The sequence below is a fragment of the Novosphingobium sp. genome (assembly GCF_040079535.1).
GTDB lineage: Bacteria > Pseudomonadota > Alphaproteobacteria > Sphingomonadales > Sphingomonadaceae > Novosphingobium.
In genome coordinates, this window is the sequence record NZ_JBEBKB010000003.1 from 22,241 (window position 1) to 49,135 (window position 26,895).

Annotated in this window: 27 protein-coding genes; 13 read left to right on the forward strand and 14 right to left on the reverse strand. The window is 62.1% G+C overall.

Annotated features, from left to right (window positions below; translation table 11 throughout):
- Positions 1-24 precede the first annotated feature (24 nt).
- Positions 25-681, reverse strand: coding sequence for a DUF2306 domain-containing protein (locus ABL914_RS01735; RefSeq protein WP_391561424.1), 657 nt, complete (start codon positions 679-681; stop codon positions 25-27).
- Between ABL914_RS01735 and ABL914_RS01740 the strand changes: the two genes are divergently transcribed.
- The 4 genes from ABL914_RS01740 (at position 680) to clpS (ending at position 4,454) form a co-directional block, all read left to right on the forward strand.
- A complete protein-coding gene (locus ABL914_RS01740) occupies positions 680-1,159 on the forward strand; it encodes a hypothetical protein (protein WP_391561425.1) in 480 nt (159 codons plus the stop codon). The two genes, ABL914_RS01735 and ABL914_RS01740, sit on opposite strands and share 2 nt — an antisense overlap.
- Before the next feature lie 12 nt (positions 1,160-1,171).
- Positions 1,172-3,097 carry a PHA/PHB synthase family protein gene (locus tag ABL914_RS01745; RefSeq protein WP_391561426.1) on the forward strand — a complete coding sequence of 642 codons (1,926 nt, stop codon included), beginning with the start codon at positions 1,172-1,174 and terminating at the stop codon, positions 3,095-3,097.
- A 137-nt stretch (positions 3,098-3,234) separates the two neighbouring features.
- On the forward strand, positions 3,235-3,936 hold the full coding sequence (locus ABL914_RS01750) for a phasin family protein (protein WP_391561427.1): 702 nt from the start codon (positions 3,235-3,237) through the stop codon (positions 3,934-3,936).
- Between the two features lie 131 nt (positions 3,937-4,067).
- On the forward strand, positions 4,068-4,454 hold the full coding sequence (clpS, locus tag ABL914_RS01755) for an ATP-dependent Clp protease adapter ClpS (protein WP_391561428.1): 387 nt from the start codon (positions 4,068-4,070) through the stop codon (positions 4,452-4,454).
- Positions 4,455-4,489: 35 nt separating this feature from the next.
- On the opposite strand, the gene ABL914_RS01760 is transcribed toward clpS, so the two are convergent.
- Positions 4,490-5,197, reverse strand: coding sequence for a VIT family protein (locus ABL914_RS01760; RefSeq protein ID WP_391561429.1), 708 nt, complete (start codon positions 5,195-5,197; stop codon positions 4,490-4,492).
- Positions 5,198-5,344: 147 nt separating this feature from the next.
- Between ABL914_RS01760 and lptF the strand changes: the two genes are divergently transcribed.
- A complete protein-coding gene (lptF, locus tag ABL914_RS01765; RefSeq protein WP_391561430.1) occupies positions 5,345-6,556 on the forward strand; it encodes an LPS export ABC transporter permease LptF in 1,212 nt (403 codons plus the stop codon).
- Positions 6,556-7,653 carry an LPS export ABC transporter permease LptG gene (lptG, locus tag ABL914_RS01770; RefSeq protein WP_391561431.1) on the forward strand — a complete coding sequence of 366 codons (1,098 nt, stop codon included), beginning with the start codon at positions 6,556-6,558 and terminating at the stop codon, positions 7,651-7,653. Before lptF ends, lptG begins: the two co-directional genes overlap by 1 nt.
- 71 nt (positions 7,654-7,724) lie before the next feature.
- Here lptG and ABL914_RS01775 read toward each other — a convergent pair whose 3' ends face one another.
- Positions 7,725-8,783, reverse strand: coding sequence for a fatty acid desaturase family protein (locus ABL914_RS01775; protein ID WP_391561432.1), 1,059 nt, complete (start codon positions 8,781-8,783; stop codon positions 7,725-7,727).
- 81 nt (positions 8,784-8,864) lie between these two features.
- Between ABL914_RS01775 and ABL914_RS01780 the strand changes: the two genes are divergently transcribed.
- Positions 8,865-10,022 carry an N-acetyltransferase gene (locus ABL914_RS01780; RefSeq protein ID WP_391561433.1) on the forward strand — a complete coding sequence of 386 codons (1,158 nt, stop codon included), beginning with the start codon at positions 8,865-8,867 and terminating at the stop codon, positions 10,020-10,022.
- Between the two features lie 117 nt (positions 10,023-10,139).
- On the opposite strand, the gene ABL914_RS01785 is transcribed toward ABL914_RS01780, so the two are convergent.
- A complete protein-coding gene (locus ABL914_RS01785) occupies positions 10,140-11,387 on the reverse strand; it encodes a dicarboxylate/amino acid:cation symporter (protein WP_391561434.1) in 1,248 nt (415 codons plus the stop codon).
- Positions 11,388-11,485: 98 nt separating this feature from the next.
- On the opposite strand from ABL914_RS01785, the gene glmM reads away from it, so the two are divergent.
- Genes glmM through ruvA form a run of 4 tightly spaced genes read left to right on the forward strand, consistent with a single transcriptional unit; the run spans position 11,486 to position 14,440 of the window.
- Entirely contained in the window at positions 11,486-12,829 is a 1,344-nt protein-coding gene (gene glmM / locus ABL914_RS01790) for a phosphoglucosamine mutase (RefSeq protein ID WP_391561435.1), read from the forward strand.
- Positions 12,822-13,058: a DUF1272 domain-containing protein gene (locus ABL914_RS01795; protein ID WP_391561436.1), complete on the forward strand. Its 237-nt coding sequence runs from the start codon at positions 12,822-12,824 to the stop codon at positions 13,056-13,058. Before glmM ends, ABL914_RS01795 begins: the two co-directional genes overlap by 8 nt.
- Positions 13,058-13,807 carry a bifunctional hydroxymethylpyrimidine kinase/phosphomethylpyrimidine kinase gene (gene thiD / locus ABL914_RS01800; RefSeq protein ID WP_391561437.1) on the forward strand — a complete coding sequence of 250 codons (750 nt, stop codon included), beginning with the start codon at positions 13,058-13,060 and terminating at the stop codon, positions 13,805-13,807. Before ABL914_RS01795 ends, thiD begins: the two co-directional genes overlap by 1 nt.
- A 33-nt stretch (positions 13,808-13,840) precedes the next feature.
- A complete protein-coding gene (gene ruvA / locus ABL914_RS01805) occupies positions 13,841-14,440 on the forward strand; it encodes a Holliday junction branch migration protein RuvA (RefSeq protein ID WP_391561438.1) in 600 nt (199 codons plus the stop codon).
- Positions 14,441-14,484: 44 nt separating this feature from the next.
- Here ruvA and ABL914_RS01810 read toward each other — a convergent pair whose 3' ends face one another.
- Positions 14,485-14,820, reverse strand: coding sequence for a GIY-YIG nuclease family protein (locus ABL914_RS01810; protein ID WP_391561439.1), 336 nt, complete (start codon positions 14,818-14,820; stop codon positions 14,485-14,487).
- 73 nt (positions 14,821-14,893) lie between these two features.
- Here ABL914_RS01810 and ruvB point away from each other — a divergent pair, with 73 nt between their 5' ends.
- Together ruvB and ABL914_RS01820 are read left to right on the forward strand one after the other, a co-directional pair.
- A complete protein-coding gene (gene ruvB / locus ABL914_RS01815; RefSeq protein WP_391561440.1) occupies positions 14,894-15,934 on the forward strand; it encodes a Holliday junction branch migration DNA helicase RuvB in 1,041 nt (346 codons plus the stop codon).
- A gap of 227 nt (positions 15,935-16,161) precedes the next feature.
- Complete coding sequence (locus ABL914_RS01820) at positions 16,162-17,109, forward strand: PEP-CTERM sorting domain-containing protein (RefSeq protein ID WP_391561441.1); 948 nt, start codon at positions 16,162-16,164, stop codon at positions 17,107-17,109.
- 177 nt (positions 17,110-17,286) lie between these two features.
- Here the strand turns inward: ABL914_RS01820 and acnA are convergent, their stop codons facing one another.
- From acnA to ABL914_RS01865, 9 genes are all read right to left on the reverse strand, one after another.
- Entirely contained in the window at positions 17,287-19,962 is a 2,676-nt protein-coding gene (acnA, locus tag ABL914_RS01825; protein WP_391561442.1) for an aconitate hydratase AcnA, read from the reverse strand.
- Positions 19,963-20,111: 149 nt separating this feature from the next.
- The gene (locus ABL914_RS01830) at positions 20,112-21,014 is read right to left on the reverse strand and encodes a DMT family transporter (protein WP_391561443.1); all 903 of its coding nucleotides are present in this window, start codon (positions 21,012-21,014) and stop codon (positions 20,112-20,114) included.
- 73 nt (positions 21,015-21,087) lie between these two features.
- Positions 21,088-21,957 (reverse strand): 3-hydroxyisobutyrate dehydrogenase, encoded by an 870-nt coding sequence (gene mmsB, locus ABL914_RS01835; protein ID WP_391561444.1) that lies wholly within the window; start codon positions 21,955-21,957, stop codon positions 21,088-21,090.
- A gap of 1 nt (position 21,958) precedes the next feature.
- Positions 21,959-22,744, reverse strand: coding sequence for an enoyl-CoA hydratase-related protein (locus tag ABL914_RS01840; RefSeq protein WP_391561445.1), 786 nt, complete (start codon positions 22,742-22,744; stop codon positions 21,959-21,961).
- A 158-nt stretch (positions 22,745-22,902) separates the two neighbouring features.
- Entirely contained in the window at positions 22,903-23,949 is a 1,047-nt protein-coding gene (locus ABL914_RS01845; RefSeq protein ID WP_391561446.1) for an enoyl-CoA hydratase/isomerase family protein, read from the reverse strand.
- Entirely contained in the window at positions 23,946-25,106 is a 1,161-nt protein-coding gene (locus ABL914_RS01850) for an acyl-CoA dehydrogenase family protein (protein ID WP_391561447.1), read from the reverse strand. Before ABL914_RS01850 ends, ABL914_RS01845 begins: the two co-directional genes overlap by 4 nt.
- The gene (locus tag ABL914_RS01855) at positions 25,103-26,038 is read right to left on the reverse strand and encodes a polysaccharide deacetylase family protein (RefSeq protein WP_391561448.1); all 936 of its coding nucleotides are present in this window, start codon (positions 26,036-26,038) and stop codon (positions 25,103-25,105) included. Before ABL914_RS01855 ends, ABL914_RS01850 begins: the two co-directional genes overlap by 4 nt.
- Complete coding sequence (locus tag ABL914_RS01860) at positions 26,035-26,418, reverse strand: RidA family protein (protein WP_391561449.1); 384 nt, start codon at positions 26,416-26,418, stop codon at positions 26,035-26,037. Before ABL914_RS01860 ends, ABL914_RS01855 begins: the two co-directional genes overlap by 4 nt.
- Entirely contained in the window at positions 26,415-26,891 is a 477-nt protein-coding gene (locus ABL914_RS01865) for a hypothetical protein (protein WP_391561450.1), read from the reverse strand. The genes ABL914_RS01860 and ABL914_RS01865 overlap by 4 nt, the downstream gene beginning before the upstream one ends.
- Positions 26,892-26,895 lie beyond the last annotated feature (4 nt).

The window sequence follows — 26,895 nt, forward strand, 5'->3', positions numbered from 1 at the left end:
GCGCAGGATGCAGCGGCCGGGGCCTTATCGGGGATCGCGCGGCATTGCGCCAGTGCGTTTTAGCCACAACGCCATGGCCGCCAACGGCACAGTCCAGGCAAGCCACGCATCGGTTGCGTAGAACAGCGCATAATGGCGGTAACTGCCCCCAATCGCGAACAGCGCCAGATAGACCCGGAAAAACACTGCACCGGTGGTGGTAGCCGCCATCAGCAGCATGCATGCGCGGTGGGCGGCGATCTGGCGGCGGCGGATATTCCAGATGCCCAGAACCAGCAGCACCAGCCAGACCGCGCCTTGCGCCGCGAAGCCCCAGCCCGAAACCGGGGTCACCGGCTCGATCAGCGCAACCGGAAAGGCCGTCAGCCCGGCCACCATCACATCGGCCGCCGCGATCCGTCCGGCCCAGCGATGCCAGCGCGGGTGGCGGCGCAGCAGCAGTGCGATCGGGACCAGCAACAACGCTGCACCCCCACTGACCATATGCACCGCGAAGGTGATCGGCATCAGTTCCATCTTGATCGCCAGCGCATCGGGAAAATCATCAACCTGCCACGGCGAATAAACCGCCTTGCCCGCAGTATAGATTACAAACGCCGTCAATCCTGCTAGAAGCACCAGACGCACCGCCTGACGCGCCGGGCTGGATGGTATCGCTTTTGAAAAGCTGGAGAGGTCCATGAAGTTCTTATCCCATCCGATTGCCGGTCTGTCGATTGGCCTTGCCCTGTCCATCAGCGTGATGGCCAGCGCGGTGCCGCCCGCGCCCAAGCTCAGCCCCTATTTCGGGCGCTGGACCATATCCGATGCCAATGAGCGTTTTTCGGCCAAGGGCCGGCCCTACAAGACGATCGACATCGCGCCTTGTGGCAAGGATTTCTGCGGGGTCAGCGTGGGTGACAAGGGCCAGTGCGGGCCTGTGCTGTTCCGCTTCCTGACCAAGAACGCCTTTGCCAGCATGCTTCAGGGCCACGGCAAATGGGGATCGGGCAAGAAAAACATCCAGATCGAAAACTGGGAAAACCCCGAAGCCCCCGGAGGCCGTGAGATGGAGCTGTATCTTGGCGATGGCCATGATTTTGGCGGTCGTTCAGAATCGATGCCCAAGTTCCACGGGCAATATAACCGGGCCGGTGCGGTTCGCTGCAAGGCCCGCTAGGAGACACTGCGGATGAGCGATCAGACGGCCAAGGGCCTGCCCGGCAGTGAAATGCTGGCCGCGATGTTTGAAGCCCCGCAAAAGCTGTTTGCCCAGTTCACCGGCCAGCCGGGTTCCGGGGATCCCGGCGGCGATATGGCGCAGTGGACCGCGGTTGCCCAGCAATTGCAGGCCCAGTGGCTGACATTCCAGCGCGAACAGGCGCAAGCCGCTGGCGGTGCGGCCGACGCGTTTGCCAAGGCGCCCGATATTCTGGGCGGCCTGGGCCAATTCGTGCCGGTGATGCAGGATTGGCTCAAGGCCCTGCCGCTGGGCGAACCGGCGCGCCAAAAGCAGTTCTGGGAAGAAAGCCTGTCGCTGTGGCAGGGTGTCCTGGGGCAATACGGAATAGGCCCCCAGGCGGGCGAGGCCGCGCAAGATGGCCCTGCGCTGCCGCGCAAGGATCGCCGGTTTGCCGATCCGAAATGGCGCGAACAGCCGTTTCATGCGCTGGTCCACCAGACCTATCTGATGCTGGCCGAACAAGTGCAGGCTCTGGCCGAAAGTGCTGGGGCCGAAAGCGCCGGGACCGATAGCGCTGGCGGCGGCGATCAAGCCCGCAGTGAGCAGCTGAAATTCGCGGCCCGCACGCTAACCGAAATGCTCAGCCCGGCTCATTTCCCGCTGACCAACCCCGTGGTGCTGGAAAAAACCATCGCCAGCAAAGGCGAAAACCTGATCAAGGGGATGCAGCACCTGCTGTCCGATCTGAAGCGCGGCCAGCTGACCCATGTTGATCCGGCGGCCTTCAAAGTGGGCGAGAATATCGCGGCCACCCCCGGCAAAGTCGTCCACGAAACATCGCTCTATCAATTGATCCAGTACAGCCCGACCACACCGAACGCGCTGGAAGTGCCGCTGCTGATCTTTCCGCCTTGGATCAACCGGTTCTACATTCTCGACCTTAGCCCCGAAAAAAGCTTCATCCGCTGGGCCGTGGAACAAGGGCTGAGCGTATTCGTCGTTTCGTGGAAATCGGCCGATGAAAGCATGCGCGATCTGGTCTGGGACGATTACATCCGGGCCCAGATCGATGCGATCGACCATGTTCGCAGCCGGCTGGATGTGAACAGCGTCCACACCATTGGCTATTGTGTGGCCGGAACCACGCTGGCCGCCACGCTGGCGCTGCTGGCCCGGCGCGGAGAGGCCGGCAAGGTAAAGAGCGCGACTTTCTTTACCGCCCAGGTCGATTTCGAACTTTCGGGCGAGCTCAAGGTGTTCATCGACGATCAGCAGCTGGCCGCGCTGGAAAAGCTTTCAGCCAAGCAGGGCTATCTTGATGGCCGCTATATGGCCTTCACCTTCAACATGCTGCGCGGCAACGATCTGATCTGGAATTATGTCATCAAGAACTACCTCTTGGGCGAAGACTATCCGGCATTCGATCTGCTGCACTGGAACGGCGATGTCACCAATCTGCCGGCCAAGTGGCATATGGCCTACCTTAAGGACCTGTACCGCGACAACAAGCTGGTGGTTCCCGATTGCCTCAGCGCGGATGGCACCCCGATTGATCTGACCCGGATCGAAGTGCCGACCTATATCCAGGCCGGGCGCGAAGACCACATTGCCCCGGCTGCCAGCGTCTGGAAGCTGATGGATCATTTGCGCGGGGACAAAACCTTTCTGTTGGCCGGATCGGGCCATATCGCGGGCGTGGTCAACCCGCCCAGCGCCAGGAAGTATCAGTACTGGACCAATCCCGGCGCAGCCGAAAGCCTCGATCAATTTGTAGCCGGTGCGATCGAAACACCGGGCAGCTGGTGGCCGCACTGGATCGAATGGATCCGCAGCCAGGATGCCGCCGAAGTACCGGTAAACGGCAAGCGGGTGCCCGGGGCAAAGGGTGATTCGGTGATTGAGGATGCCCCCGGGCGCTATGTGAAATCCAATTAAATCATTCAGATTTAGTGGTTAATGCGGTTTATGCTGCACTGCACAAAAACTCCTTGACTTCGCAGGTGCAATAACTACTTTGTGCACTGCAACATGAGGCCGGATTTTTCCGGTCCCGGTTAGAAGGATTTGTGACAATGGCTACTGCCCCCGAAGCAAAGATTGACGCCGCCAAGGCCGAAGCTGCTGCCGAAAAGGCCTATGCCGCTGCGGCCGCGCAGATTGAAGCCGGCAGCGCAGTGAAGGCTGAAGCAGCCGCTCCTGCCGCGCAGGTTCTGGCCAAGAAGGTTCCGGCCAAGAAGGCCGCCACACCCAAGAAGATTGCCAAGCAGGCTGCCGCCAACAAGGCGCCAGCCAAGATTGCCCCCATCTCGACTTTGAAGGATACCATCATGACCAAGACCAAGACCGCCACCGAAGATTTCTCCGCCAAGGTTCAGGACGTTGTTGCCGATGCCCAGGAACGCGCCAAGACCGCGTTTGAAAAGACCCAGGCCTATGCCGGCGAAGGCGTTGAATTCACCAAGGGCAACGTTGAAGCCCTGGTTGCTTCGGGCAAGGTTCTGGCCGCTGGCCTGCAAACCCTGGGCCAGGACGTGGTTGCCGAAGGCAAGACTGCGCTTGAAACCATGACCGCCGACGTCAAGGAACTCGCCGCCGTCAAGTCGCCGGCTGATTTCTTCAAGCTGCAGGGTGAAATCCTGCGCCGCAACTTTGACGCTGCGGTTGCTACCGGTTCGAAGCGCTCGGAAACCATGGTGAAGCTCGCCACCGAAGCTTTCGCTCCGATCCAGACCCGCGTCAGCCTCGCGGTCGAAAAGGTCAAGCAGGCCGCCTAAAGGCAGCCGTTCCTCGCGGTTTGGTGATCCCCTCTCCCCACCTCGCCGCGAGCCCAATCAGGGCCGGACAGCCACGCGCTGTCCGGCCCGTTTGGTTTTTGAGCGATGGGCACTTGTTCTTTACCCATTGAATGCGATATTTTGATCCGATGATGCACAACCCTGCCCTTGCCGAACAGACCATCCGCGCTGCCGATGACAGCGACGGCGAGGATGGCGGCCGGCACCAGATCGGCCTGGCCACCAAGACCCGCGCCAAATCCAAAAAACCCAGCCAGTTCAAGGTTCTGCTGCTCAACGATGATTACACCCCGATGGAATTCGTGGTGATAGTGTTAAAGCGGTTTTTCCAGATGGACCTTGATGCTGCAACCCGGGTGATGCTGCACGTCCACCAAAAGGGCGTCGGGGTTTGCGGGGTTTTCACCTATGAAATCGCCGAAACCAAGGTCAACCAGGTGATGGACTTCGCCAAACAGAACCAGCACCCGCTGCAATGCACGCTGGAGAAGGCGTAGGGCCAAGTGCAGGAAGGCCAATGGTTATCGCGCAGTCACCCCACAGTCGTACCCAGTAAACTGCCGATCGCATATGTAGCGGCCATTGCGAGCACGCCCCAGAACGTAACCCGCAGCACGCTTTTGCCCATTGGTGCGCCGCCAGCCTTGGCGCCCAGCGCGCCCAGCGCCATCAGGAACACCAGCGCCGCGATTGATACGCCCACGGCCAGAGTGGCCATTGGCAGCAATACTGCCGTTACCAGTGGCAGCGCCGCACCCAGCGCAAAGGTTGCGGCCGAAGCCACCGCCGCCTGCAAGGGCCGCGCGCGGTGCATTTCGGCCAGGCCCAGTTCGTCACGGGCATGGCTGGCCAACGCATCGTGCGCGGTCAGCGCTTCAGCAACTTGCCTGGCGAGCGGTTCGCCCAGCCCGCGCTGGCGATAGATATTGGTCAGTTCCTGAAGCTCGAACTCAGGCTGCTCAGCCAGTTCGCGCCTTTCGCGTTCCAGATCGGCGCGTTCGGTATCAGCCTGGCTTGAGACCGAGACATATTCCCCCGCTGCCATGGAGAATGCTCCAGCGACCAGCCCCGCTGCCCCGGCAACCAGCACTTCAGGCTTGCCGGCGGCGGCGGCGGCCACGCCCACGATCAGACTGGCGGTGGAAACGATCCCGTCATTGGCGCCCAGCACAGCCGCGCGCAGCCAACCAATCCGCTCAACGGCATGCGTTTCGGGTGGCTTTCCCGGGATTGCTTCCATGCCTGTTGCTCCTATTGCCGTAAATTCAGCAGCACCCTAACCTGCGATTGTGCCGCGCGCCATGATCTGGCGCAATACCATTAGCGCTTTCGCAGCGCAGCCTGCCCGGTTATGGGCAATCGTGCCCTCTCTTCCGCCAGGACCTGCGTGAAATTCATTCCTGCCATTGATCGTTACATATTCCGGCTGGTCTTGATGCCGATGTTGGCGGTGTTTTTGATCGCAGCATCGCTGATGGTGCTCGATAAAATGCTGAAATTGTTCGAATTTGTCGGCAATGAAGGCGGACCGATCAAGATCGTGTTCCAGATGCTGCTCAATCTGATGCCAGAATATGCCAGCCTGGCGATTCCGCTGGGCCTGATGCTGGGGATCCTGTTCGCCTTTCGCAAGCTGGCCACCACCAGCGAACTTGATGTGATGCGCGCGGTGGGGCTCAGCTATACCCGGCTGCTGCGGGTTCCGTTTGTGATTACATTGGTGCTGGCCGCGCTCAATTTCGGGATTGTCGGCTACCTCCAGCCGCAGGCGCGATATTGGTACGAACGGCTGGACTTCGAACTGCGTTCGGGCGCGCTGGGGGCTTCGATCAAGGTTGGCGAATTTACTACGCTGCAAGACCGGATGGCGCTGCGGATTGATCAGAGCCGCGACAATGGGCGGCATCTGATCGGTATTTTTGCACGCTTTTCCTCACCCAAGGGCCAGGTTGTTACAATCTCTGCGCGCGAGGGCACCTTCCTTGCGCTGAAGGGCAGCCCCGATACGATCATCCTGCGTCTGACCCAGGGCCAGCTGGTGCAGGACGAACCCGGGCAAAGCCCGCGGGTGCTTTCATTCGCGCGCCACGATCTGCCGATCGATTTGCCCGCGATCGAGAAATTTCGCGAGCGCGGCGGCAAGGAGCGGGAATATATCCTGCCTGAACTGCTGCGGATCGGCTGGAGCAACGCCGTTACCGAGCAGACCCGCAATTCATCGCGGGCCAGCCTGAACTACCGGATGGTAGAGGTGATGATGATGCTGTTGCTGCCGCTTCTGGCAGTGGCCCTGGCTGTGCCGCCCAAACGCTCGTCATCGTCGCTGGGGGTGTTCCTTTCGATCCTGATGGTGGTGGCCTATCACAAGATCAACGAATACGGCCAGGCCGCCGCAGCGCAGGGCCGGTTCCCGCCCGAACTGATCCTGTGGGGGCCATTTGTGCTGTTTGCGCTGCTGATCGTCTGGCTGTTCTGGCGGATCGCCTATGTTCCGGGCGGGCAACCGATCGGCGCGCTGGAAAAGGCCGCGGCCAATCTGGGCAAACGGGTACGCAAGCTGTTCGATCGTGACCGCCGGATCAAGCCGGAGCAGACCTGATGTTTGGCGATCTGTTCCCCTCGCGCACGATCACGCTTTATCTGGCGCGGCTGTTCATCTCCCGGATCGTCGGGGTTTTGTTCCTGCTGGTGCTGGTGCTGCAAATGCTCCAGCTTTTGTCTGAAAGCGGCGATATCCTGGCGGTTCCCGGCAATGGTGAGGCTGAGCTGTGGTACTATGTTTCGCTCAACGTGCCGCAGCTGATCGCGCGGTTCCTGCCCTATTCGGTGCTGCTGGCCACGTTGTTCACCTTCTGGCCGCTCAATCAGAACAGCGAAGTGATCGCGATGCGCGCGGCCGGCCTTTCGGCACATCAGATCCTGGCACCGATGCTGCTGACTGCTGCGGCAATCTCGCTGATCAGTTTCACCTTCAACGAAACCGTTGTGGCCCCGCGCACCGGGGTGCTCAAACAGTGGAACAAGGCGCGTTACAAGCCGCTGCCCAAAGACACCGGGGTGCGCACGAACGTCTATGTGCCTGATGGGCCCAATATCCTGACCGCGCAGACCGTTTCGGGCCAAGGCGCGGCAACCCGGCTGGAAGGGGTAACCTGGTATCGGCGCGATGCGGCCGGGATGGTGGTGGAACAGCTGCGCAGCCCGCACGCCAGCTATGCTGCGCCTGGTTGGCGGCTGGACAATCCGGTCCGCTTCGATGTGGCCACAACCGCGCAGACCAGCCAGCCCAGCCAGATCATTGCGCCCGGTGTCAGCCCCGTGCAATTGGCGCTGGGCCGGGTCGATCCCGAAGGGCAGAACGTGTTTTCGCTGGCCGGCTCGATCAAGGCGATGAAGGCATCGGGCCGCCGCACTTCGGAACTTGAAGCGAAATGGTGGCACAAATTTGCCGGACCGCTTTCGGCGCTGCTGATGCCGCTGCTCGGCTCAGTCGCGGCGTTTGGCCTGGCCCGATCGGGGACACTGCTGATCCGCGCGGTTTTGGGGATGGCGCTGGGATTCACCTATTTCGTGGTCGATAATGCCGTGCTGGCAATGGGCAATTTTGGCGGATACCCACCGTTGATCGCGGCCTGGGCGCCGTTCCTGCTGTTCCTGCTGGTGGGCGAAACGGTGTTGGTCAAAACCGAGGAGTAGGGGAGCGGGGCTGGCCAGGCCAAGAGAGCCCCGGATGGGCTTTCCGCACCGGCGTCAGCGGGTCAACATCCCTAACGCCGGATCATCGTGCTGCGCGCGATCCGGCCAACCAGCGGCCATAGGCCCGGATAGCTGGCCCGCTCATATGTCGAACCAGACCCAAGGTGCCCCGCCAGCCGCCGGTGCGCCTCACCCAGCGAATGATATGGCAGGCTGGGTAGCAGGTGGTGCAGCGCGTGATAGCGCAGACCCACCGGGGCCCACAGCGGGGCGAACAGTTCGGGCGGGGGAACGTTGACCGAATCGAGGTATTGCGCGGTGACGGTCATCGCCGCACCATCGTTCTGCCACAGGTGCGCCACCAGGGTGCGGATCTGATTGAACACCGCGGTTGCCGATACCACGCAAAGCGCGATCACCAGCCACCGCCAGCCCAGCCACTGGGTGCTGGCCAGCAAGGCCCAGGCCCACACCGCTGCTCCCAGTTCTTGCCAGAACACCATCCGCGCAAAGTCTCCTTCAGGCGGGCGGCGGCGAAAATCGGGATTGATTGAAAGCGATGATGCGCGTTCCCACACCAGCTTTCGCAAAGGCGGAATTACCGCACCCAGTGGGACCAGCACCGCACAGCGGATCAGCAGGCCGATGGGTAGCAACGCTGCGATCAGGATGAACGCCGGCAGCGACCACGGCTTCATCAAGGCCAGCGGCAGATATTCCGGATCCTCGATCGTGCCGTATTTGGTCCGGGCGTGGTGCAGCGTGTGCACCCCTTCATACATGAACGACGGGGTCAGCATCGGAATACCGGCCACAAGGTTCCAGACGAACCGGAAGCCCGGCAGCGCGGTGCGGTGGATATGGGTCAATTCATGGATAAACAGCAGCGCGCGATACAGAAACAGCACGGCAATCCCGGCGCTGGCCCAGGCCTGCCAGCCATGCAGCAGGATCGCGCCGGCGATCCCGGCATAGCCAATCGCGGCCGAACCCAGCATGTCTGGCCAATAGATGCTGGCCTTGGCCGCAGAAATATCGCGGGTCAGATCCACCGCCGCGCGCAGCATCGCCATATCATCGGGGATCGGCGCAGTGGGCAGCGGGGCATTGATCTTTTCCTGAACGGTCATCAAATCATTCCATTGCAGCCCGGCTTGGCGTAGTGGCGGGCAAGATTACGGGTCTCATTGACCTTGAACAAAGGCAGCATCGTGGCACAGGCAGAAATAACCGTAACCCCGGTTGGCAACAAGGCAGAGCTGGGCGAATTTGTCGATCTGGCTTATCGGCTGGGCCGATCAGACCCAAATTGGGTGGCGCCGCTGCGGATCGAAGCCGAAGAGCTGGTCAACCCGGCCAAGAACCCGTTCTTCGAACATGCCGATGTGCAATTCTTTCTGGCCCACCGCGCCGGCCAGCCGGTTGGGCGGATTTCTGCGCATATTGATCACCTGGCCACCGCGATGGACCCGGCGCAAGGGATGGGCCCGGGCACCGGCAACTGGGGCTTGCTTGAGGCTGAGGATGAGGCGGTTGCCAAGGCGCTGATTTGCCGGGCCGAAGATTGGCTGCGCGACAAGGGCATGACCCGCGTGCTGGCCCCGCTATCGATGTCGGTCTGGGAAGAGCCGGGCCAATTGACCAAGGGCTTTGATCATCCCCCCACCGTGATGATGGGGCATCAACCCGAACGGTATCAGCATTACATCGAAGCCATGGCCTATACCCCGGCCAAGGTGCTGCGGACCTACGATCTGGACGTTACCAAGGATTTTCCGCCGCTGATCCAGCGGATCGTCCAATCGGGCCAGCGCAATGCCAAGATCCGGATCCGCAATGTCGATCGCTCAAAATTCGATACCGAAGCGGGCATCATCCTGCACATCCTGAACGATGCCTGGTCAGACAACTGGGGCTTCGTGCCGTTCACCGATCGCGAAATCGCCTATGCCGGCAAGAAGTTCAAACCGATCGTGCGCGAAGATCTGATCATGATCGCCGAATATGAGGGCGAGCCGGTAGCTTTCATGATGACCTTGCCGAACCTCAACGAAGTGTTGCAGCCGCTGGGCGGAAACCTGTTTCCGTTTGGCTGGGCCAAGTTGCTGTGGTGGCTGCGCAAGCCCCGCACCAAGACCATGCGCGTGCCCTTGATGGGCGTGCTCAAAAAGCACCAGTCAAGCCGGCTGGCCAGCCAGCTGGCCTTCATGATGATCGAGACGATCCGCCAGAATGCGCTGGCCAACTATGGCGCCAAGCGCGGAGAGATCGGCTGGGTGCTGGATGACAATCAGGGCATGAACGCGATCGCCGGTGCGATCGAAAGCACGGTCAACAAGGAATACACGATTTACGAAAAGGGATTGTAGCTCTCTGGCTGGTATTAGTGCGAGCAAGGCATCGGCCTTGGCCTGGCCGGGCCGGGGGAGTGGGCCGGATAGGCCAAGCTTTTCACGGACGTGAATAGCGCACCGATCAAAAATCCCTTACTCCCGCCCCTTGTCCACCGCAGCCGTCACCGCAACGTCCATCGTCACGTTGCCGAGTGTGCGCATCAGATCGGGCAAGATTTCCACCGCCACCAGCAGCGCCAGCGGCGCGATCGGGACGCCCATCGCATTGGCGATCGGCCCAACCGAAATGATGAAGCTGAGCGTGCCGGGCAGCGATACCGAGCTGAGCGAGACAAGGAATGCCACGCCTACGCCCACCGCCAGCACAAACGGCGATAGCGGCGTGCCGGTTAGGTAAGCGGCATAGATCGCCACCCCCATATTCATCGCCGGACTGGTCCCGCGGAAAATCGCGACGGCCAGCGGCAGAACGAAATCGGCGGTCGCCTCGCGCACACCCAGCTTGCGGGTCGCGGCCAGCATCGCAGGCAGGCAAGCCAGCGAACTTTGGGTGGAAAGCGCAACCGCCTGAACCGGCAGCATCGCCCGCGCAAAATCCCCCAGCGGCTGGCGCGCGATCAGCACAGCGATGGCATAGCCACCCAGCGTTACCACCAGCCCGGCCGCGCTGACGATCAGGATATAGTGCGCCAGGGCGCTGATCGCATCGGTTCCGCTGTTCGCGGCCACCGCCGCAGCCAGTCCAAACACCCCGATCGGCGCCAGAGCCAGCACCCAGCCGATCACCACCATCATCGCGGCAGCCAGCCCTTCGAACACGGCGGCTAGCTGACGGCGCGCGGCATCGGCAATCCGGGTCGCGGCAACTGCAAACACCGCGACGAACAGCACAATCGGCAGCATCGCCCCCGATGCAGCCGCGGCAAAGATATTTTCCGGCATCATCGCCAGCAGGATCTGCGAAAAACCGGGGACAGTACCGGCATCGCTTGCCGCTCCGCCCAAAGCGGCCACCGCGCGCGGCGGGATCGGAGAAAATTCCAGCAGCATCGGCACCACAATGGCCGACATCGCGCCCGCTGCCAGCAGCACCGCAAAAAACAGCGCAACCGCGCGCCGGGCCAGCTTGCCCCCGCCCGCTGCCGCCAGGGTTTGCGAAATGCCGGTATAGACCAGCCCGATCACCAGCGGCAGGATCGTTATTTGCAGCGCCCGCAGCCACAGCTGGCCGGCCGGTTCTGCAAAGACCATGATCTGCGCCAGCACCGGGGTGCCCTGCAGCAAAATTCCCACGGCAAAGCCCAGCACCAGCCCGGTAAAGGTCAGCCCGGCCGGAACCTTGATTTCCGGGAATTTGGCCGCTTCGGCTGGTGCTTGCATGCAATCGCTCCCTTGCGCTTATCATCTTGTGGGCGTGACTTTAGCGGCGGTGTGCGACATAGCAATTCCTGAACACTTTTAAGTCTATAGGCGGGGCTATGGGACGTAACTATTTCGGCACCGATGGAATCCGGGGCAAGACCAACGCCGGGGTGATGACCGCTGCCACCGCGATGAAAGTCGGCCAGGCGGCGGGCACCCGGTTTCTGCGCGGAAGCCACAAGCACCGCGTGGTGATCGGCAAGGATACCCGCCTGTCTGGCTACATGCTGGAAAACGCGCTGGTTGCTGGCTTCACCAGCGTGGGCATGGACGTGGTGCTTACCGGGCCCTTGCCAACGCCTGCCGTGGCGCTGCTGACCCGCGAATTGCGCGCCGATGTGGGCGTGATGATCTCTGCCAGCCACAACGCCTATGAAGACAACGGGATCAAGCTGTTCGGCCCCGATGGCTTCAAATTGTCGGATGCTGATGAACTGGCGATCGAGACGATGCTGGGTGAGGATCTGGCGCTGGCCGCCTCGGCCCAGATCGGCCGGGCGCGGCGGATCGACGATGCCCGCGGGCGCTATATCCACGCGGTCAAAAGCGCGCTGCCCGATGATGTCCGGCTTGATGGGCTCAAGATCGTGGTCGATTGCGCCAATGGCGCGGCCTATCAGGTGGCACCCAGCGCGATCTGGGAACTGGGCGCCGAAGTAGTGGCCATCGGCGTGCAGCCCAACGGCATCAACATCAACGACAAGTGCGGATCGACCCACCTGGCTCTGGTCAAGGAAACCGTGGTTGCCAGCGGCGCGCATATCGGGATTGCGCTGGACGGCGATGCTGACCGGCTGATCGTGGTCGATGAAAAAGGCCAGACGGTTGATGGCGATCAGCTGATGGCCTTGATCGGCACCCAGCTGGCCGATCGCGGCGAACTGAAGGGCGGCGGCGTGGTTGCCACGGTCATGTCCAACCTGGGCCTCGAACGCTTTCTTGGCGGACGCGGGCTGAAGCTGGAACGGACCAAGGTGGGCGATCGCCACGTGCTTGAGAAAATGAGGGCCGATGGCTTCAATCTGGGCGGAGAGCAATCGGGCCACATGATCCTGCTCGATCATGCCACCACCGGGGATGGCACCGTGGCGGCACTGCAAGTGCTGGCCGCGCTGGTCAAATCGGGCAAACAGGCCAGCGAACTGCTGCACCTGTTCGATCCGGTTCCGCAACTTTTGAAGAACGTGCGCTTTGCGGGGGGCAAACCCTTGGATGACGCCCGCGTAAAAGCCGTGATTGCCGATGCCGAGGCGCAGCTGAGCGGCAAAGGCCGGCTGGTGATCCGCCCATCGGGGACTGAACCGGTGATCCGGGTGATGGCCGAAGGCGATGATGCCGCCCAGGTGGAACAGGTGGTCGATGCGATCTGCGATGCGGTAAAGGAAGCGGCCGATGCTTGAGATGCGCCCCGATTGCGAACGCTGCGGTGCCGATCTTCCCGCGCAGCAGCCCGGCGCGTTCATCTGCAGCTTTGAATGCACATTTTGCAGTCCTTGCGCCGATGCGCTGGATGAACGCTGCCCCAATTGCGGCGGCGAGCTGATGGACCGGCCGAGCCGCGCAGAGAAACACCACGCCAAGCATCCACCCGGCACCCTGCGCAAATATCTGGCGGCCAAGGGGGGCTGATGCCCCCGCCCCGCATCCTGACCATCGCCGGGTCTGACAGTTCTGGCGGCGCTGGCATTCAGGCCGATATCAAGACCATCACCGTGCTGGGCGGCTATGCGATGAGCGCGATCACCGCGATCACCGCGCAAAATACGCTGGGCGTGACCAGGGTCGAAGTGTTGTCGCCGGAACTGATCGCGACCCAGATCGATGCCTGTGTTTCGGATATCGGGGTCGATGCGGTAAAAATCGGCATGCTCGGCTCACCCGAAATTGCCGGCGTGGTGGCGGATCGGCTGGCGGCGCTGGGTGTGCCGGTGGTGTTTGATCCGGTTATGGTGGCCACCAGCGGCGCGGCTTTGGCCGACGCCGCGACCATCGCAGCCTTTGAACGCCTGATGCAGCTGGCCACGCTGACCACGCCAAATGTCGCGGAATTGGCGGCGCTGGGCGGGCACGAAGCGATGCAGGCGCGCGGCGTAACCTACCTTGCCAAAGGCGGCGATGCGCAGGGAGAGCGCGTGGACGATGTGCTGATGGTGCCAGGTAGCGCGCCACACGTGATGTCGGGCAGCCGGATCCACACCCGCCACACCCACGGCACCGGCTGCACGCTTTCCAGCGCGATCGCGACTTATCTGGGCAAAGGCTTGGAACTGGCCGAAGCGGTGGACCGGGCCCGGCTGTTCGTTCGCTCTGCCTTGCGCGCCGCGCCGGGTTTTGGGGCAGGCAGCGGGCCGCTGGGGCACGGCGAAGCGCGGGGCTAGACCGGCTGTGCCCGCTGTGCCATAGAACAAACCATGATCGCACGGCTAACCGGAACGCTTGATGACTTCGGACCCGATTGGGCCGTGATCGATGTTTCGGGCGTGGGTTATCTGGTCCACTGCAGCGCCAAGACGCTTGACGCGCTGGGCGTGCGGGGGGACCGGGTGACCGTCCATACCGAACTGCAAGTCTCCGAAAACGACATGCGCCTGATCGGCTTTGCCAGCGGCGCCGAACGCGAATGGTTCCGCTTGCTCACCGGCGTGCAGGGCGTGGGCAGCAAGATGGCGCTGGCGGTGCTCTCGGCGCTCTCCACCGATGAACTGGCCCGCGCCTGCGGGGCCGGCGACGCCGCAATGGTTGCCCGCGCACAAGGCGTGGGGCCCAAGCTGGCCAGCCGGATCGTCAATGAATTGAAGGATAAAGCCGGGGCGATGCCCGCCGCGGCAGGCGGGATGATCGCCGCAGCGCCCGCCGGATCGGCCAGTTCCGATGCAGTTTCGGCGCTCCAGAATCTGGGCTTCAAGCCGCAAGTGGCAACGATGGCCGTGGCGCGGGCGATCGAGGAACTGGGTGAGGATGCGGGATTGGATGCGCTGATCCGGGTCGGGCTGAAAAGGGCGGCTGGGTGACTCCTCACATGCACCTCTCCCAAATCCGTCACCCTGAACTTGTTTCAGGGTCCATCGGGCCGTTCACCCGACCCAAGCGGCGGCATACCCAGCCCCACGGCCAAATCGCCCCACTGCGGATTGCCCTCGTTGATCAGGTTGATCTTCCACGCCCGGTGCCAACGCTTGAGCTGCTTTTCGCGAAGGATCGCTGGCTCTATCTCGCCGAACAGTTCGTAATGAACCAGCCGGTGGATCTTATGCCGCGACGTAAATCCCGGCAGCGCATCATTCCGGTGTTGCCACAGCCGCGCAATCAGATCGGACGTAACCCCGATGTAAAGCGTGCCGTAGTGCCCGCTCGCCAGAATATAAACGCAAGGAAGCCGCTCTTGCCGCATAGGGCAGGGTGTGGGGCGAAATGGACCCTGAAACAAGTTCAGGGTGACGAAGCTGGGTTGGTTTTGGATTGCAATGACCGATAACCCCCTCCTCTCAACCCAGCGCCAGCCGGAAGACGCAGACGCGGCTCTCCGCCCCAAGACGCTGGCCGAATTCGTCGGGCAGGCGGCGGCGAAGGACAACCTTTCGGTGTTCATCGAAAGCGCCAAGTCGCGCGGGGAGGCGATGGACCATGTGTTGTTCTATGGCCCACCGGGGCTGGGCAAGACCACTTTGGCGCAGATTGTCGCGCGCGAGCTGGGGGTGGGGTTCCGCGCCACCAGCGGGCCTGTTATTGCCAAGACCGGCGATCTCGCCGCGTTGCTGACCAACCTTGAGCACGGCGACGTGCTGTTTATCGACGAGATTCACCGGCTCAATCCGATTGTCGAAGAAGTGCTCTATCCGGCGATGGAAGACCGCGCGCTCGATCTGATCATCGGCGAGGGGCCATCGGCGCGCTCGGTGCGGATTGATCTGCCAGCCTTTACACTTGTCGGCGCGACCACGCGGCAGGGATTGTTGACCACGCCGTTGCGCGACCGCTTCGGGATTCCGGTGCGGCTGAATTTTTATACTGTTGATGAACTCGAATGCGTCGTCACGCGCGGCGCGGGCTTGCTTGGCATCGGGATTGAAAGCGGCGGCGCGCGCGAGATTGCCCGGCGCGCCCGCGGCACGCCGCGGGTCGCCGGGCGGCTGCTGCGGCGGGTGCGCGATTTTGCGCATGTCGCGGGGGATGGCACGATCACGCAGGCCATCGCCGATGCCTCGCTGACCCGGCTAGAGGTTGATGCACTGGGCCTTGATACGATGGACCGGCGTTACCTGAACATGATCGCCGATATCTACAAGGGCGGTCCGGTGGGGGTGGAAACGCTGGCGGCGGGCCTGTCTGAACCACGCGATACGGTGGAAGAGGTGATTGAGCCGTATTTGATCCAGCTGGGCCTGATCGCCCGCACCGCGCGCGGGCGCTGCCTGAACGATCGGGCCTGGGCGCACCTGGGAATCACCCCGCCAACCGGGCCCCAGGCCGGACTGTTCGATCCCGGCGATTCGGGCGCAGCATAGCTATCAGCGGGTTTGGCGTTCGCATTTCCGCCCGGTTCGGTTCCAGAATGGGACAGGTCGGTGCGGCGCTGCACACAAAATGCACTTTTCCCGGATCGGGCCAGCAAAAACACGGTTAATGCGATTGTCGGCTTAACAGAACTGATGCCTTTTATGTCTACAGGGGCGAATTGGCAGCACAGGGCTGCCGGCAATCAACGCCCCAACAGGCAAAGAAGGCAAAAGCTATGTCGGTACGGATGGCACTTGTGAAACTCGCGGCGTTTGCCGCTGGCGGTGCAGTAGTCGGGGGCGGTGCAGTCCACGTTGCTGAGGCCCCGGCTGCGCAGGTGACCTACGTGAAGCATGCTCCCAAGCGTGGCCCGGCACCCAAGGTGAAGCGCAAGCGCACGCACCGGATTGCCGTAGCCCCCCAGTACAAGCGCCAGCGCAAGATCCGCCGTGTGGTAACCCGCAGCGTTTCGTGCGCTCCGCAGCAGCCGCAAATGGCGATGGTGCCGATGATGCCGCAGCTTCCCCCCCAGCCGATGCCTGAAAGCAGCAGCGGCGGCGGCCAGACGGTGATCGTTGGCGGCAGCGGCGGCGGCGGCTTTGGCGGCGGCTTCTTTGGCGGCTTCTTCGGCGGCAGCTCGGGCGGCGGCGGCAGCGTCGTGGTCACCTCGACCACTACCGGCGGCATCACCAGCTCCAGCTCGGGCGGTTCCACCTCAACTTCGGGCGGCTCCACCTCATCGTCGACCGGCGGGCTGACCAGCACCACCACCACCGGCGGGATCACCTCCAGCTCGACCACTTCGACCGGCGGTGTCTCAACTTCAACCGGCGGCGTATCGACCTCAACCGGGGGCGTATCGACTTCGACCGGCGGCGTAACCAGCACGACCAGCTCGGGCAATGTTTCGACCAGTTCGGGGAACTATTCGTCTACCTCGTCCAGCTCGTCGGGCAATGTTTCGTCATCCAGCTCAACCAGCTCATCCACTTCGGGCAACGTCAGCTCTTCCAGCTCGACCAGCTCGTCGACCTCGTCGTCCACTTCGACCAGCTCGGGCAACACCACCACCACCACGTCGAACGGCGGCACCGATGTGCCGGCCCCGCCGATGATGCTGCTGTTCGGTGCGGCCGCAGCCGGCATTTTCAGCCGCCGCCGTCTGGCCAAAAAGGCCGACTGAACCGGCATAATCCTATTCGATTAGGGGTAAGGGCGGCCTTTGCGGGCCGCCCTTTTCGTATGTGCGCTTCGGACGCCGCGCCGCAGCCTTTGCCGCCGGCTCAATCTATGGAACCGATGTCTGGATCAAGGATCGTGGGCGGACCATCTAAAGTCCGCCCATCACAACGCCTTCGCTTCAAGAAGCCAGCTTGCGCAGCACGTAGTGCAGGATCCCGCCGTGCATGAAGTATTCTACCTCGTTGGCGGTATCGATCCGGCACAGCGCGGTGAAACTGAACTGGCTGCCATCGCCGCGGGTAACCGCCACCGTCACATCCTGACGCGGGGTCAGGCTGGCAACGCCGGTGATGGTGTAGGTGCAGAGGCCATCAAGCCCCAGTGAAGTGCGGCTATCACCATCCTTGAACTGCAACGGCAGCACGCCCATCCCAACCAGATTGCTGCGGTGGATCCGTTCAAAGCTTTCGACGATCACCGCGCGCACGCCCAGCAGGCTGGTGCCCTTGGCCGCCCAATCGCGGCTTGATCCGGTGCCGTATTCCTTGCCCGCCACAACCACCATCGGCGTGCCATCGGCCTTGTGGCGCATTGCGGCATCGTACACCGGCATAACCTCACCGTTGTACTTGCTCATCCCGCCTTCGATCCCGGGAACCATTTCGTTCTTGATCCGGATGTTGGCAAAGGTCCCGCGCATCATCACATCATGATGGCCGCGCCGCGCGCCATAGCTGTTGAAATCGGCCTTGTTGACCTGATGCTCCATCAGCCACTGGCCGGCCGGGCTATCGGCCTTGATATTGCCGGCTGGGCTGATGTGATCGGTGGTGATCGAATCGCCCAATACCAGCAGCGGCTTGGCATCGATGATATCGTTCACCGGGGCCGGCTGCATGGTCATGCCATCGAAATAGGGCGGATTGGCAACATAGGTGCTGCCCGCGCGCCACTGATAGGTTTCGCTGCCAGTGACATTGATCGCCTGCCAATGGGCATCACCCTTGTAGACATCGGCATAGCGGGCCTGGAACATGTCGCGGGTTACGCAGGCCGCCATGGTTTCGGCGACTTCCAGATTGCTGGGCCAGATGTCCTTCAGGAACACGTCCTGACCGCCCGAGCCCTGGCCGATCGGGGTGGTGACGAAATCATCGATCACGGTTCCCTTCAAGGCATAGGCCACCACCAGCGGCGGGCTGGCAAGGAAGTTGGCGCGCACATCGGGCGAAACGCGGCCTTCGAAGTTGCGGTTGCCCGAGATGACGGCGGCGGCAACCAGGCCATTGTCGTTAATCGCCTTGCTGATCGGTTCGGCCAGCGGGCCGGAATTGCCGATGCAGGTGGTGCAGCCATAGCCAACCAGATTGAAGCCGATATTGTCGAGATGGCTTTGCAGCCCGGCCTTGACCAGATAATCGGTGACGACCTGCGATCCCGGCGCAAGACTGGTCTTGACCCAAGGCTTGGGCTTCAGCCCCAGCTCATCGGCCTTTTTGGCAACCAGTCCGGCCGCGACCAGCACGCCGGGATTGCTGGTGTTGGTGCAGCTGGTGATTGCCGCGATCATCACGTCGCCGTCGCCGATATCGAAGTCCTTGCCTTCGACCGGCACCCTGATGGTGGCGCGCTTGTAGGTTTCGGCCATGTCGCGTGCGAAGACATCGTCGACGTCGGGCAGCGAGACCCGGTCCTGCGGGCGCTTCGGCCCGGCGAGCGAGGGCACGACACTGCCCATGTCGAGTTCAAGCGCGCTGGAGAAGATCGGATCGGGCGCGGCGGCGTCGATCCAGAAGCCTTGCTCCTTGGCATAGGCTTCAACCAGCGCAATCTGGCTTTCCTCGCGCCCGGTCAGCCGCAGATAGTCAATCGTCTTGTCGTCGATCCCGAAGAAGCCGCAGGTTGCGCCGTATTCAGGCGCCATGTTGGCCAGCGTGGCCCGGTCAGCCAGGCTCAATGATGCAAGGCCGGGGCCGTAATATTCAACAAACCGGCCCACCACGCCGTGCGCGCGCAGCAGGTTGGTGGCGGTCAGCACCAGATCGGTTGCGGTCACGCCTTCGCGCAAGCTCCCGGTCAGCTTGAAGCCAACCACTTCGGGGATCAGCATCGAAACCGGCTGGCCCAGCATCGCGGCCTCAGCCTCAATCCCGCCAACGCCCCAGCCCAGCACGCCCAAGCCGTTGATCATGGTGGTGTGGCTATCGGTGCCAACGCAGGTATCCGGATAGGCGACCATTACGCCCGATTGATCCTTCGATGTCCAGACCGTCTGCGCGATGTTTTCCAGATTGACCTGATGGCAGATCCCGGTTCCCGGCGGCACGGCATAAAAATTGTTGAGCGACTTGGAACCCCACTTGAGGAAGTCGTAACGCTCCATGTTGCGGTGGTATTCGATCTCAACGTTTTCTTCGAAAGCTTTGGGATGACCGAATTCGTCAACCATCACCGAATGGTCGATCACCAGATTGACCGGAACCAGCGGATTGATCCGGCTGGTATCGCCGCCCAATTTGGCAATTGCATCGCGCATTGCCGCCAGATCGACCACGCACGGCACCCCGGTGAAATCCTGCAGCAGCACGCGGGCTGGGCGATACTGAATCTCCTCGGCCGATTCCGTGGGGTTCTTTTGCCAATCGATCACCGCCTTCACATGGTCGGTTGATACGGTAAAGCCGCCGTCTTCAAAGCGCAGCAGGTTTTCAAGCAGGACCTTCATGCTGAACGGCAGGCGGCTGATATCGCCCAGCTTGGCCGCAGCCTTGTTCAGTGAATAATAGGCAAATTCCGTGCCGCCGACATTGAGCGTGGAGCGTGTGCCGAGTGAGTCCTGTCCGACCTGGGTCATGCGATATGCCTCCTGAATGGTGGAGGCCTTGACTGTTCAGCGGAGCGCCTGGGCGCGCCCCTTTCGCGGATGCAGCAAGGCCGTCTGTCGGCGCCGCCGATGCGCGCGAATCTGCGCTAGGTCAAGGGGCGCAAGCCGCCAAAACCGAACTAAAGTGCAGTCTGTTCGGTATGAACGGGCTGCCGCTTCGCCGCGATCCAGCAGCCGATCACGATCAGCACCGCACCGGTTACGCTGGGCAGGCTCAACCCTTCATCAAACATCAGCCAGCCCATGATCGCGGCCCAGATGAAGGCGCTGTATTCCAGCGGCAGCAGCACCTGGGTTTCCTCGCGGGCATAGCCCCACGAAATCAGCATCAGCGAAATCGCTGCCAGCACCGCCGATCCGCTGACAAGGCCCACAACTTCCTGCGATGGCTGAACCGCCAGCCACGGTGCCAGCAGGCCCAGAAACAGGCTGCTGAACAGCGCCTGGAAGGTCGCCACCTCGGTCGGTGCGGCCAGTTGGGCTTGCTGGCGCTGAAGGATCAGGTTCCAGGCATAGAGCACCGCTGAGCCCAGGATCGCGGCGATCCCCCAGGCGGCCTGGCTGCTATAGCCGCCCTGCCCCAGCCGGGCCCCGGCGATTACCACCACCCCGGCCAGCCCCAGCACCGAGGCGAAGATTGCTCGATTGCCGATCTTTTCACCCAGCAGCACGGCGGCCAGATAGAGCGCGATCAGCGGGGCGATAAAACTGATTGCCATGGCTTCGGCCAAAGGCAGGAATTTGAGGCCATAGAAAAACGTTGTGGCCATGATCGCACCGTTCAGACCGCGCAGCGCATGAAGCCGCAGCGCATCGCGCCGGGGCCACCGGCCGCCCAGAAATTTCCACAGGGGAACCATCACTGCGGCCCCCAGCAACGATCGCCACAGCATCGCGTTATAGGCCCCAACCTCAAGGCTGGCCCCCTTCATCAGCGCGTCCATCACACTGAATGAAGCGATCCCGGTTGCCACCGCGATGAACGGCATCAGATGATGGTGATGGCTTTGCGGCTGAGTCACCCAGACCCACTAACCGTCTGGCCACAGCTTGTCGAAGGGCCGCCCAGACTTGCCCCCGGCTCGAACACTGCGCTCAAAGCGTCTTGATGATGCCTGAAAAGTCCACACCGCCGTTGCCCGCTGCGCTGAACGCTTCGTAGAGTTCTTCGGCCCGCGCACCCATTGGCACCTTTGCCCCGGCGCTTGCCGCAGCCTCCATTGCCAGCTTGAGATCCTTTAGCATCAGCGCGGCCGCGAACCCGCCCTGATAGCCATTATCGGCCGGGCTGGCGGGACCGACACCGGGGGCCGGGCAATACGCAGTCATCGACCACGATTGGCCCGATGCCTTGCTGGAAATGTCATAGAAGGTCTGCAAGTCCAGCCCCAGCTTTTCGGCCAGGGCAAAAGCCTCACACGTCGCGATCATCGTCGCGCCCAGGATCATGTTGTTGCAGATCTTGGCCGCTTGGCCCGCGCCACTGGCCCCGGCGTGGATCACCGCTTTGCCCATCGCAGCCAGGATCGGTTCGGCCCGGACAAAGCCTTCGGCCGTGCCGCCGACCATGAAGGTCAAGGTGCCGCCAGCCGCTGCGGCGATCCCGCCCGATACCGGGGCATCGACCATGTCATGGCCCGCTGCCGCAGCCGCCGCGCCAACCCGGCGAGCGGTATCGACATCGATGGTCGAGCAATCGAGCAGCAATGCTGAGCTGGGGGCATGGCCAATCACATCCGAAGTGTAGACGCTCTCGACGATCTTGCCGTTGGGCAGCATCGAGACGACCGCTTCGGCACCTTGCACCGCTTCGCGCACCGAGGTGTAGGTGGAACAGCCGCTGTCCTTCGCGCGGGCGAGGGCCTGTTCGCTGAGGTCAAAGGCATGAACGTCATGCCCTGCCTTGACCAGATTCGCGGCCATCCCGCCGCCCATGTTGCCAAGGCCGATGAAGGCGATTTTCATGTCACTTACCCTTCCAAACCCCAGGCCGCTTTTCGATGAATGCAGCCATGCCTTCGGCCTTGTCCTCGGTCGCGGTCAGGACCTGGAAGATCCGGCGTTCGATCAGGATCCCTTGATCAAGCCCGGTTTCAAACGCAGCGCCTACCATCTCCTTGTTGGCAATGGCAGCGAGCGGCGGCATTGCCGCGATCTCTGTGGCGGTTTTCAGCGCTTCCTCAACTAGTGAGGCAAGCGGCACTACGCGCGCGACGAGGCCTGAACGTTCGGCCTCTTCGGCGCCCATCATCCGCCCGGTCAGGCACATTTCCATCGCCTTTGCCTTGCCCACCGCGCGCGTAAGCCGCTGGCTGCCGCCCATGCCGGGGGCTACGCCCAGCTTGATTTCGGGCTGGCCGAACCGGGCGTTTTCGCTCGCGATGATGAAGTCCGCCATCATCGCCAGTTCGCACCCGCCGCCCAGCGCAAACCCGTTCACCGCCGCGATCCACGGCTTGCGGGTGGTCTTGACCAGATGGCTGGTCCAGCGACTGAAGAAATCCTGAGCATAGAAATCGGCAGCCGGTTTGTCGGCCATTTCCTTGATGTCGGCACCTGCAGCAAAGGCCTTTTCGCCTGCACCAGTCAGCACGGCGCAGCGCTGGCCGGGATCGGCTTCATATGCGGCAAAGGCAGTGATCAGTTCTTCCAGAACGGCCGAATTGAGTGCGTTCAATGCCTGCGGGCGGTTGAGCGTAATCAGCGTTACGGCGCCGCGCTGTTCGGTGAGGATGTGTTCGTAAGCGGACATTCAAACCAACTCCAAATTCGTCACCCTGAACGTGTTTCAAGGTCCATTTCTCGTCCGGCCCTGAAGCCTTGCGTGACCAAACCGAATCCATCGGTTTTTGCGCATGCGCCGACCTTGCGGCACGATGGACCCTGAAACAAGTTCAGGGTGAAGAGGGCCTATGGCAAGGGCTGCCATTCTTCGTCCGCAGGCAGCGGGGCAAAGATGCTCTCGATCAGTTCGTCTGACACTTGTTCAGGCGTGGCTGGATCCCACTTTGCATCCATGGTCTTGTCAACGATCACCGCGCGCACCCCTTCGGCAAAATCGGGCCGCGTGAGGACGCGCGATGCGATGCGATATTCCATCACCATGTTGGCGGCAAAATCGGGGCACAGCGCGCTGTCATGCAATTGCCGCAGCGCGACCTTGCAGGTCTGCGGGCTCTTGGTGCGCAATGTGGCAAGTTCCTTGGCCGCCCAATCGCTGTCGTCACCTTCCAGGCTGGCGAGGATATCCTCATAGCGATCCGAAGCGAAATGCCTGGCGATCAACGCGGCATTGCCCTCAATCCGCGCGGGCGGCGGGGTGATTGCCAGCGCGGCGAGGACCTGCGCCGGATCATGCCCGTGCACCAGCCGCTCCTTGGCCTCGGTCAGCGCATCATGCGGGAGGTAATGCGTGGCAAGCCCGGTCCAGAGACATTCCGCACCATCCAGCCGCGCCCCGGTCAGCGCCAGAAACTGCCCCATCCGGCCAGAGAGCCGCGAAAGGTGCCAGCCCCCGCCGACATCGGGAAACAAGCCGATCCCGGTTTCGGGCATGGCGAAGCGGGTGTTTTCGGTCGCGACGCGGAACCTTGCTGGCTGCGAAATCCCCACGCCGCCGCCCATGGTGATCCCGTCAATGAAGGCCACAACCGGCTTGGGGTAGGTCATCAGCAAGTGGTTGAGCTGGTATTCCTCATAGAAGAATTTGCGGCCCGATGCGCCGCCATCGTTCAGCGCCGAATTGCGCAGAAAGGCGATATCGCCGCCCGCGCAAAAGCCGCGGCCTTCGCTGTGATCGATAATCACTACCTGGACAGCGGGATCATCGCGCCAGTTCAGCAGTGCTGCGGTCATGGCGTGATCCATGCCTTGGGTCAGCGCATGGAGTGCCCCGGGCCGGTTGAGCGAAAGGAAAGCGGCGGCGCCTTCGCGGCGGATGATCATTTCATCGGTCATTGGCGCAGCAAATCCCGGCCAACTATCATCCGCATCACCTGGTTGGTTCCTTCCAGGATCGAATGCACGCGCAGATCGCGCCAAAAGCGTTCGATCGGATAGTCTTTCAGATAGCCATAGCCGCCAAACAATTGCAGCGCATCGTTGACAATCTTCGATCCGTTATCAGTCGCCAGCCGCTTGGCCATCGCCGAAAAGCGGCTCTTGTCAGGGGCATTGGCGCTGACCTTTGCGGCCGCCATGTAAAGCAGCGCGCGGGCTGCCTCCAGATCGGTCGCCATGTCGGCCAGCATGAACTGGGTGTTCTGGAATTCGGCTACGGCCACGCCGAACTGCTGGCGTTCCTTGGTATAGTTCACTGCCTCATCCAGGCAGCGCTGCGCCCCGCCAAGCGAACAGGCGCCGATGTTGATCCGCCCGCCATCGAGGCCCGCCATCGCAAAGCGAAAGCCTTCACCCTCTGCACCAACCCGGTTGGCCACCGGCACCCGGCAGTCCTCGAAAATGACCTGCGCCGTCGGGCTGGCGTTCCAGCCGAGCTTCTTCTCGGGCGCGCCGAATGACAGGCCTGGCGTGCCTTTCTCAACCACCAGACAGGTGATACCCCCCGATTTGCCTTTGGCGGCCTTGTCGTCCGATGTACGGACCATGCAGACATACACATCGTTGTAGCCCGCGCCCGAAATGAACTGCTTTGTACCGTTCAGCACATAGTGATCACCATCCAGCCTTGCGCTGGCCTTGAGCGCCGCCGCATCGGATCCGCTGCCAGGTTCAGTCAGGCAATAGCTGGCGATCTGTTCCATCGAAACCAGCCCCGGCAAAAACCGCGCCTTCAGCTCGGCCGAACCATAGGTATCGATCATCCACGTCGCCATATTGTGGATCGAGATATAGGCGCTGGTCGCCGGACAGCCATAGGCCATCGCCTCCATGATCAGCGCCGCTTCCAGCCGCCCAAGCCCGATCCCGCCGTTCTCCTCAGACACATAGATCGCGCCGAAACCCAGTTCTCCGGCGGCCTTCCAGACATCAACCGGATAGTGTGATTGTGCGTCCCATTCGGCCGCGAAGGGCGTGATCCGGTCCGCAGTGAACTTGCGCGCCATATCCTGGATCGCAAGCTGGTCTTCGGTCAGGGCAAATTGGTCGGTCATTTGGCTTCGGTCTCTCCAAGCACGTCGCGATTGAAGGCTTCGCGGGCAAGCTTCATGTCGTTGTAGCGATACCAGCGCGGGTTTGGCAGGCCTTTTTGCCAGGCCAGCGCTTCGGTCAAGGTGCCATTTGCAAAGGGCGTATCGGGCATTTCGGCGCGCAGCGGATCGGCATAGGCTTCGTCGGCCGAAATAACCGTCCAGCCATCCTTGCGCAGCGCGCGGATCAAATCGGAAAGATAGAGCGCGGCGAGATCGGTTTCGTGGAGCAGCATCACTTGCGCCGGTTGGCGGCCGGTCGTTTTGCGGAGCAGCCCAGCGGCAAAGTCTGCCGCTTCGACATGCCAGCTGACATAGAGCCGCCCCAGCGCCGTCATGTCCATCGGCTTGCCCGCTGCGCGTGCTTCTGCGGCCATGGATTCAAGGTGCCAGTCCGAACTTTCGGCGGTGACATAGCCATTGGACAGGCCCCGCGCGGCGAGGCCCGCGCGCACAACATCGCGGCGGGCTTTATCGGCGCCGCCTTCGTCAAGGAAAGGAAAGCGGAACCATGGGCGGAAGCCGGGGCGATGGCGCAGCCAGGCATCTGCCTTGTCGATATCGTCAAGGAACGCCAGCGCGCCAATTTCGCTCAGATGTTTGTGGCTGAACGAATGGTTGGCGATGACATTGCCGGCCCGGACATAGGCCGCGATCCTGCGGTCACCGCCAATCCCGTCATCGTGGCCAATCTGGCCCGGAACCACGAAGAACACCGCTTGCGGAGCACGGGTAGCGCGCAGCGCCGCGATGATCCGCCGGGTTCTTTGATCGGGCGTAAAGAACCCGCCGCGGCTGCGCGGGGCATCATCAAACGACAGCGCAATGCGTTTGTCTGCCAAGGCCGGGCTGGACCCAAGAAGCAGGGCCAGGATCAACAGCAGCCGGGCAATCACGGCTCCATCACTTCCGCTTCGATTTCCACTTTCCATTCCGGGCGGACAAAGCCTGATACGATCAGGGTGGTACAGGCTGGGCGCGCCGTGCCAAACCATTTGCCGTGAACCCGCGCGACGCTATCGAAATCGGCCCGGTCGGTCAGGTAGATCACGGTCCGCACCACATCGTCGATGTGGCCATCCAGATCGGCAATCGCCTTGGCTACCACCGCGCAGCACCGCTCCATTTGCGCAGCAGCATCGCCAGGTGTGCTCGATCCATCGGGCTCGATCGGCGCAGTGCCCGCAACCATGATCTGCTTGCCGGTGCGCACAGCGCGGCTGAAGCCAAGGATTGGTTCAAGCGGTGATCCGCTGGAGACGCGGCGCTTGGTCATTGGGCCTCATCATTTGTCAATGTAGGATCGCGTCTGGAATACGCATGGGCCACCGAAAAGAGCGGCATCGCAAAGACGCAAGCGAACCACGAATAATATCCCCAGAAGTGGGCGTTTATTATGTAGTACCTTGCTCCACCCTCATCGGCCGGCCAGGAATTCCATCCCAGAGCACTAGCCACGAAAAGCAAATGAAAGATAGATAGCACAGCAGTCCGTTCCACTCTTGCCGAGTAGAATGATGTGAGCAAAAGCAAACCGAACGTAATGTTTGCGAACCAGCCGAATTCACCAACCAGAATGCCAAACGGCCCCATCAGCAAGATGTCATGACCCATGAACACTTCGCTCACGGAGGGTTCAGTAGAGGCGCGGGCCACCGGTGCCGTCAACGAGGCAATCCATAGTAAAATCAGGCCAAAAAGGGCGAATTTGAGCGTAATCTCCGCGCGCCATGAAGCCATAAATTTCACGACA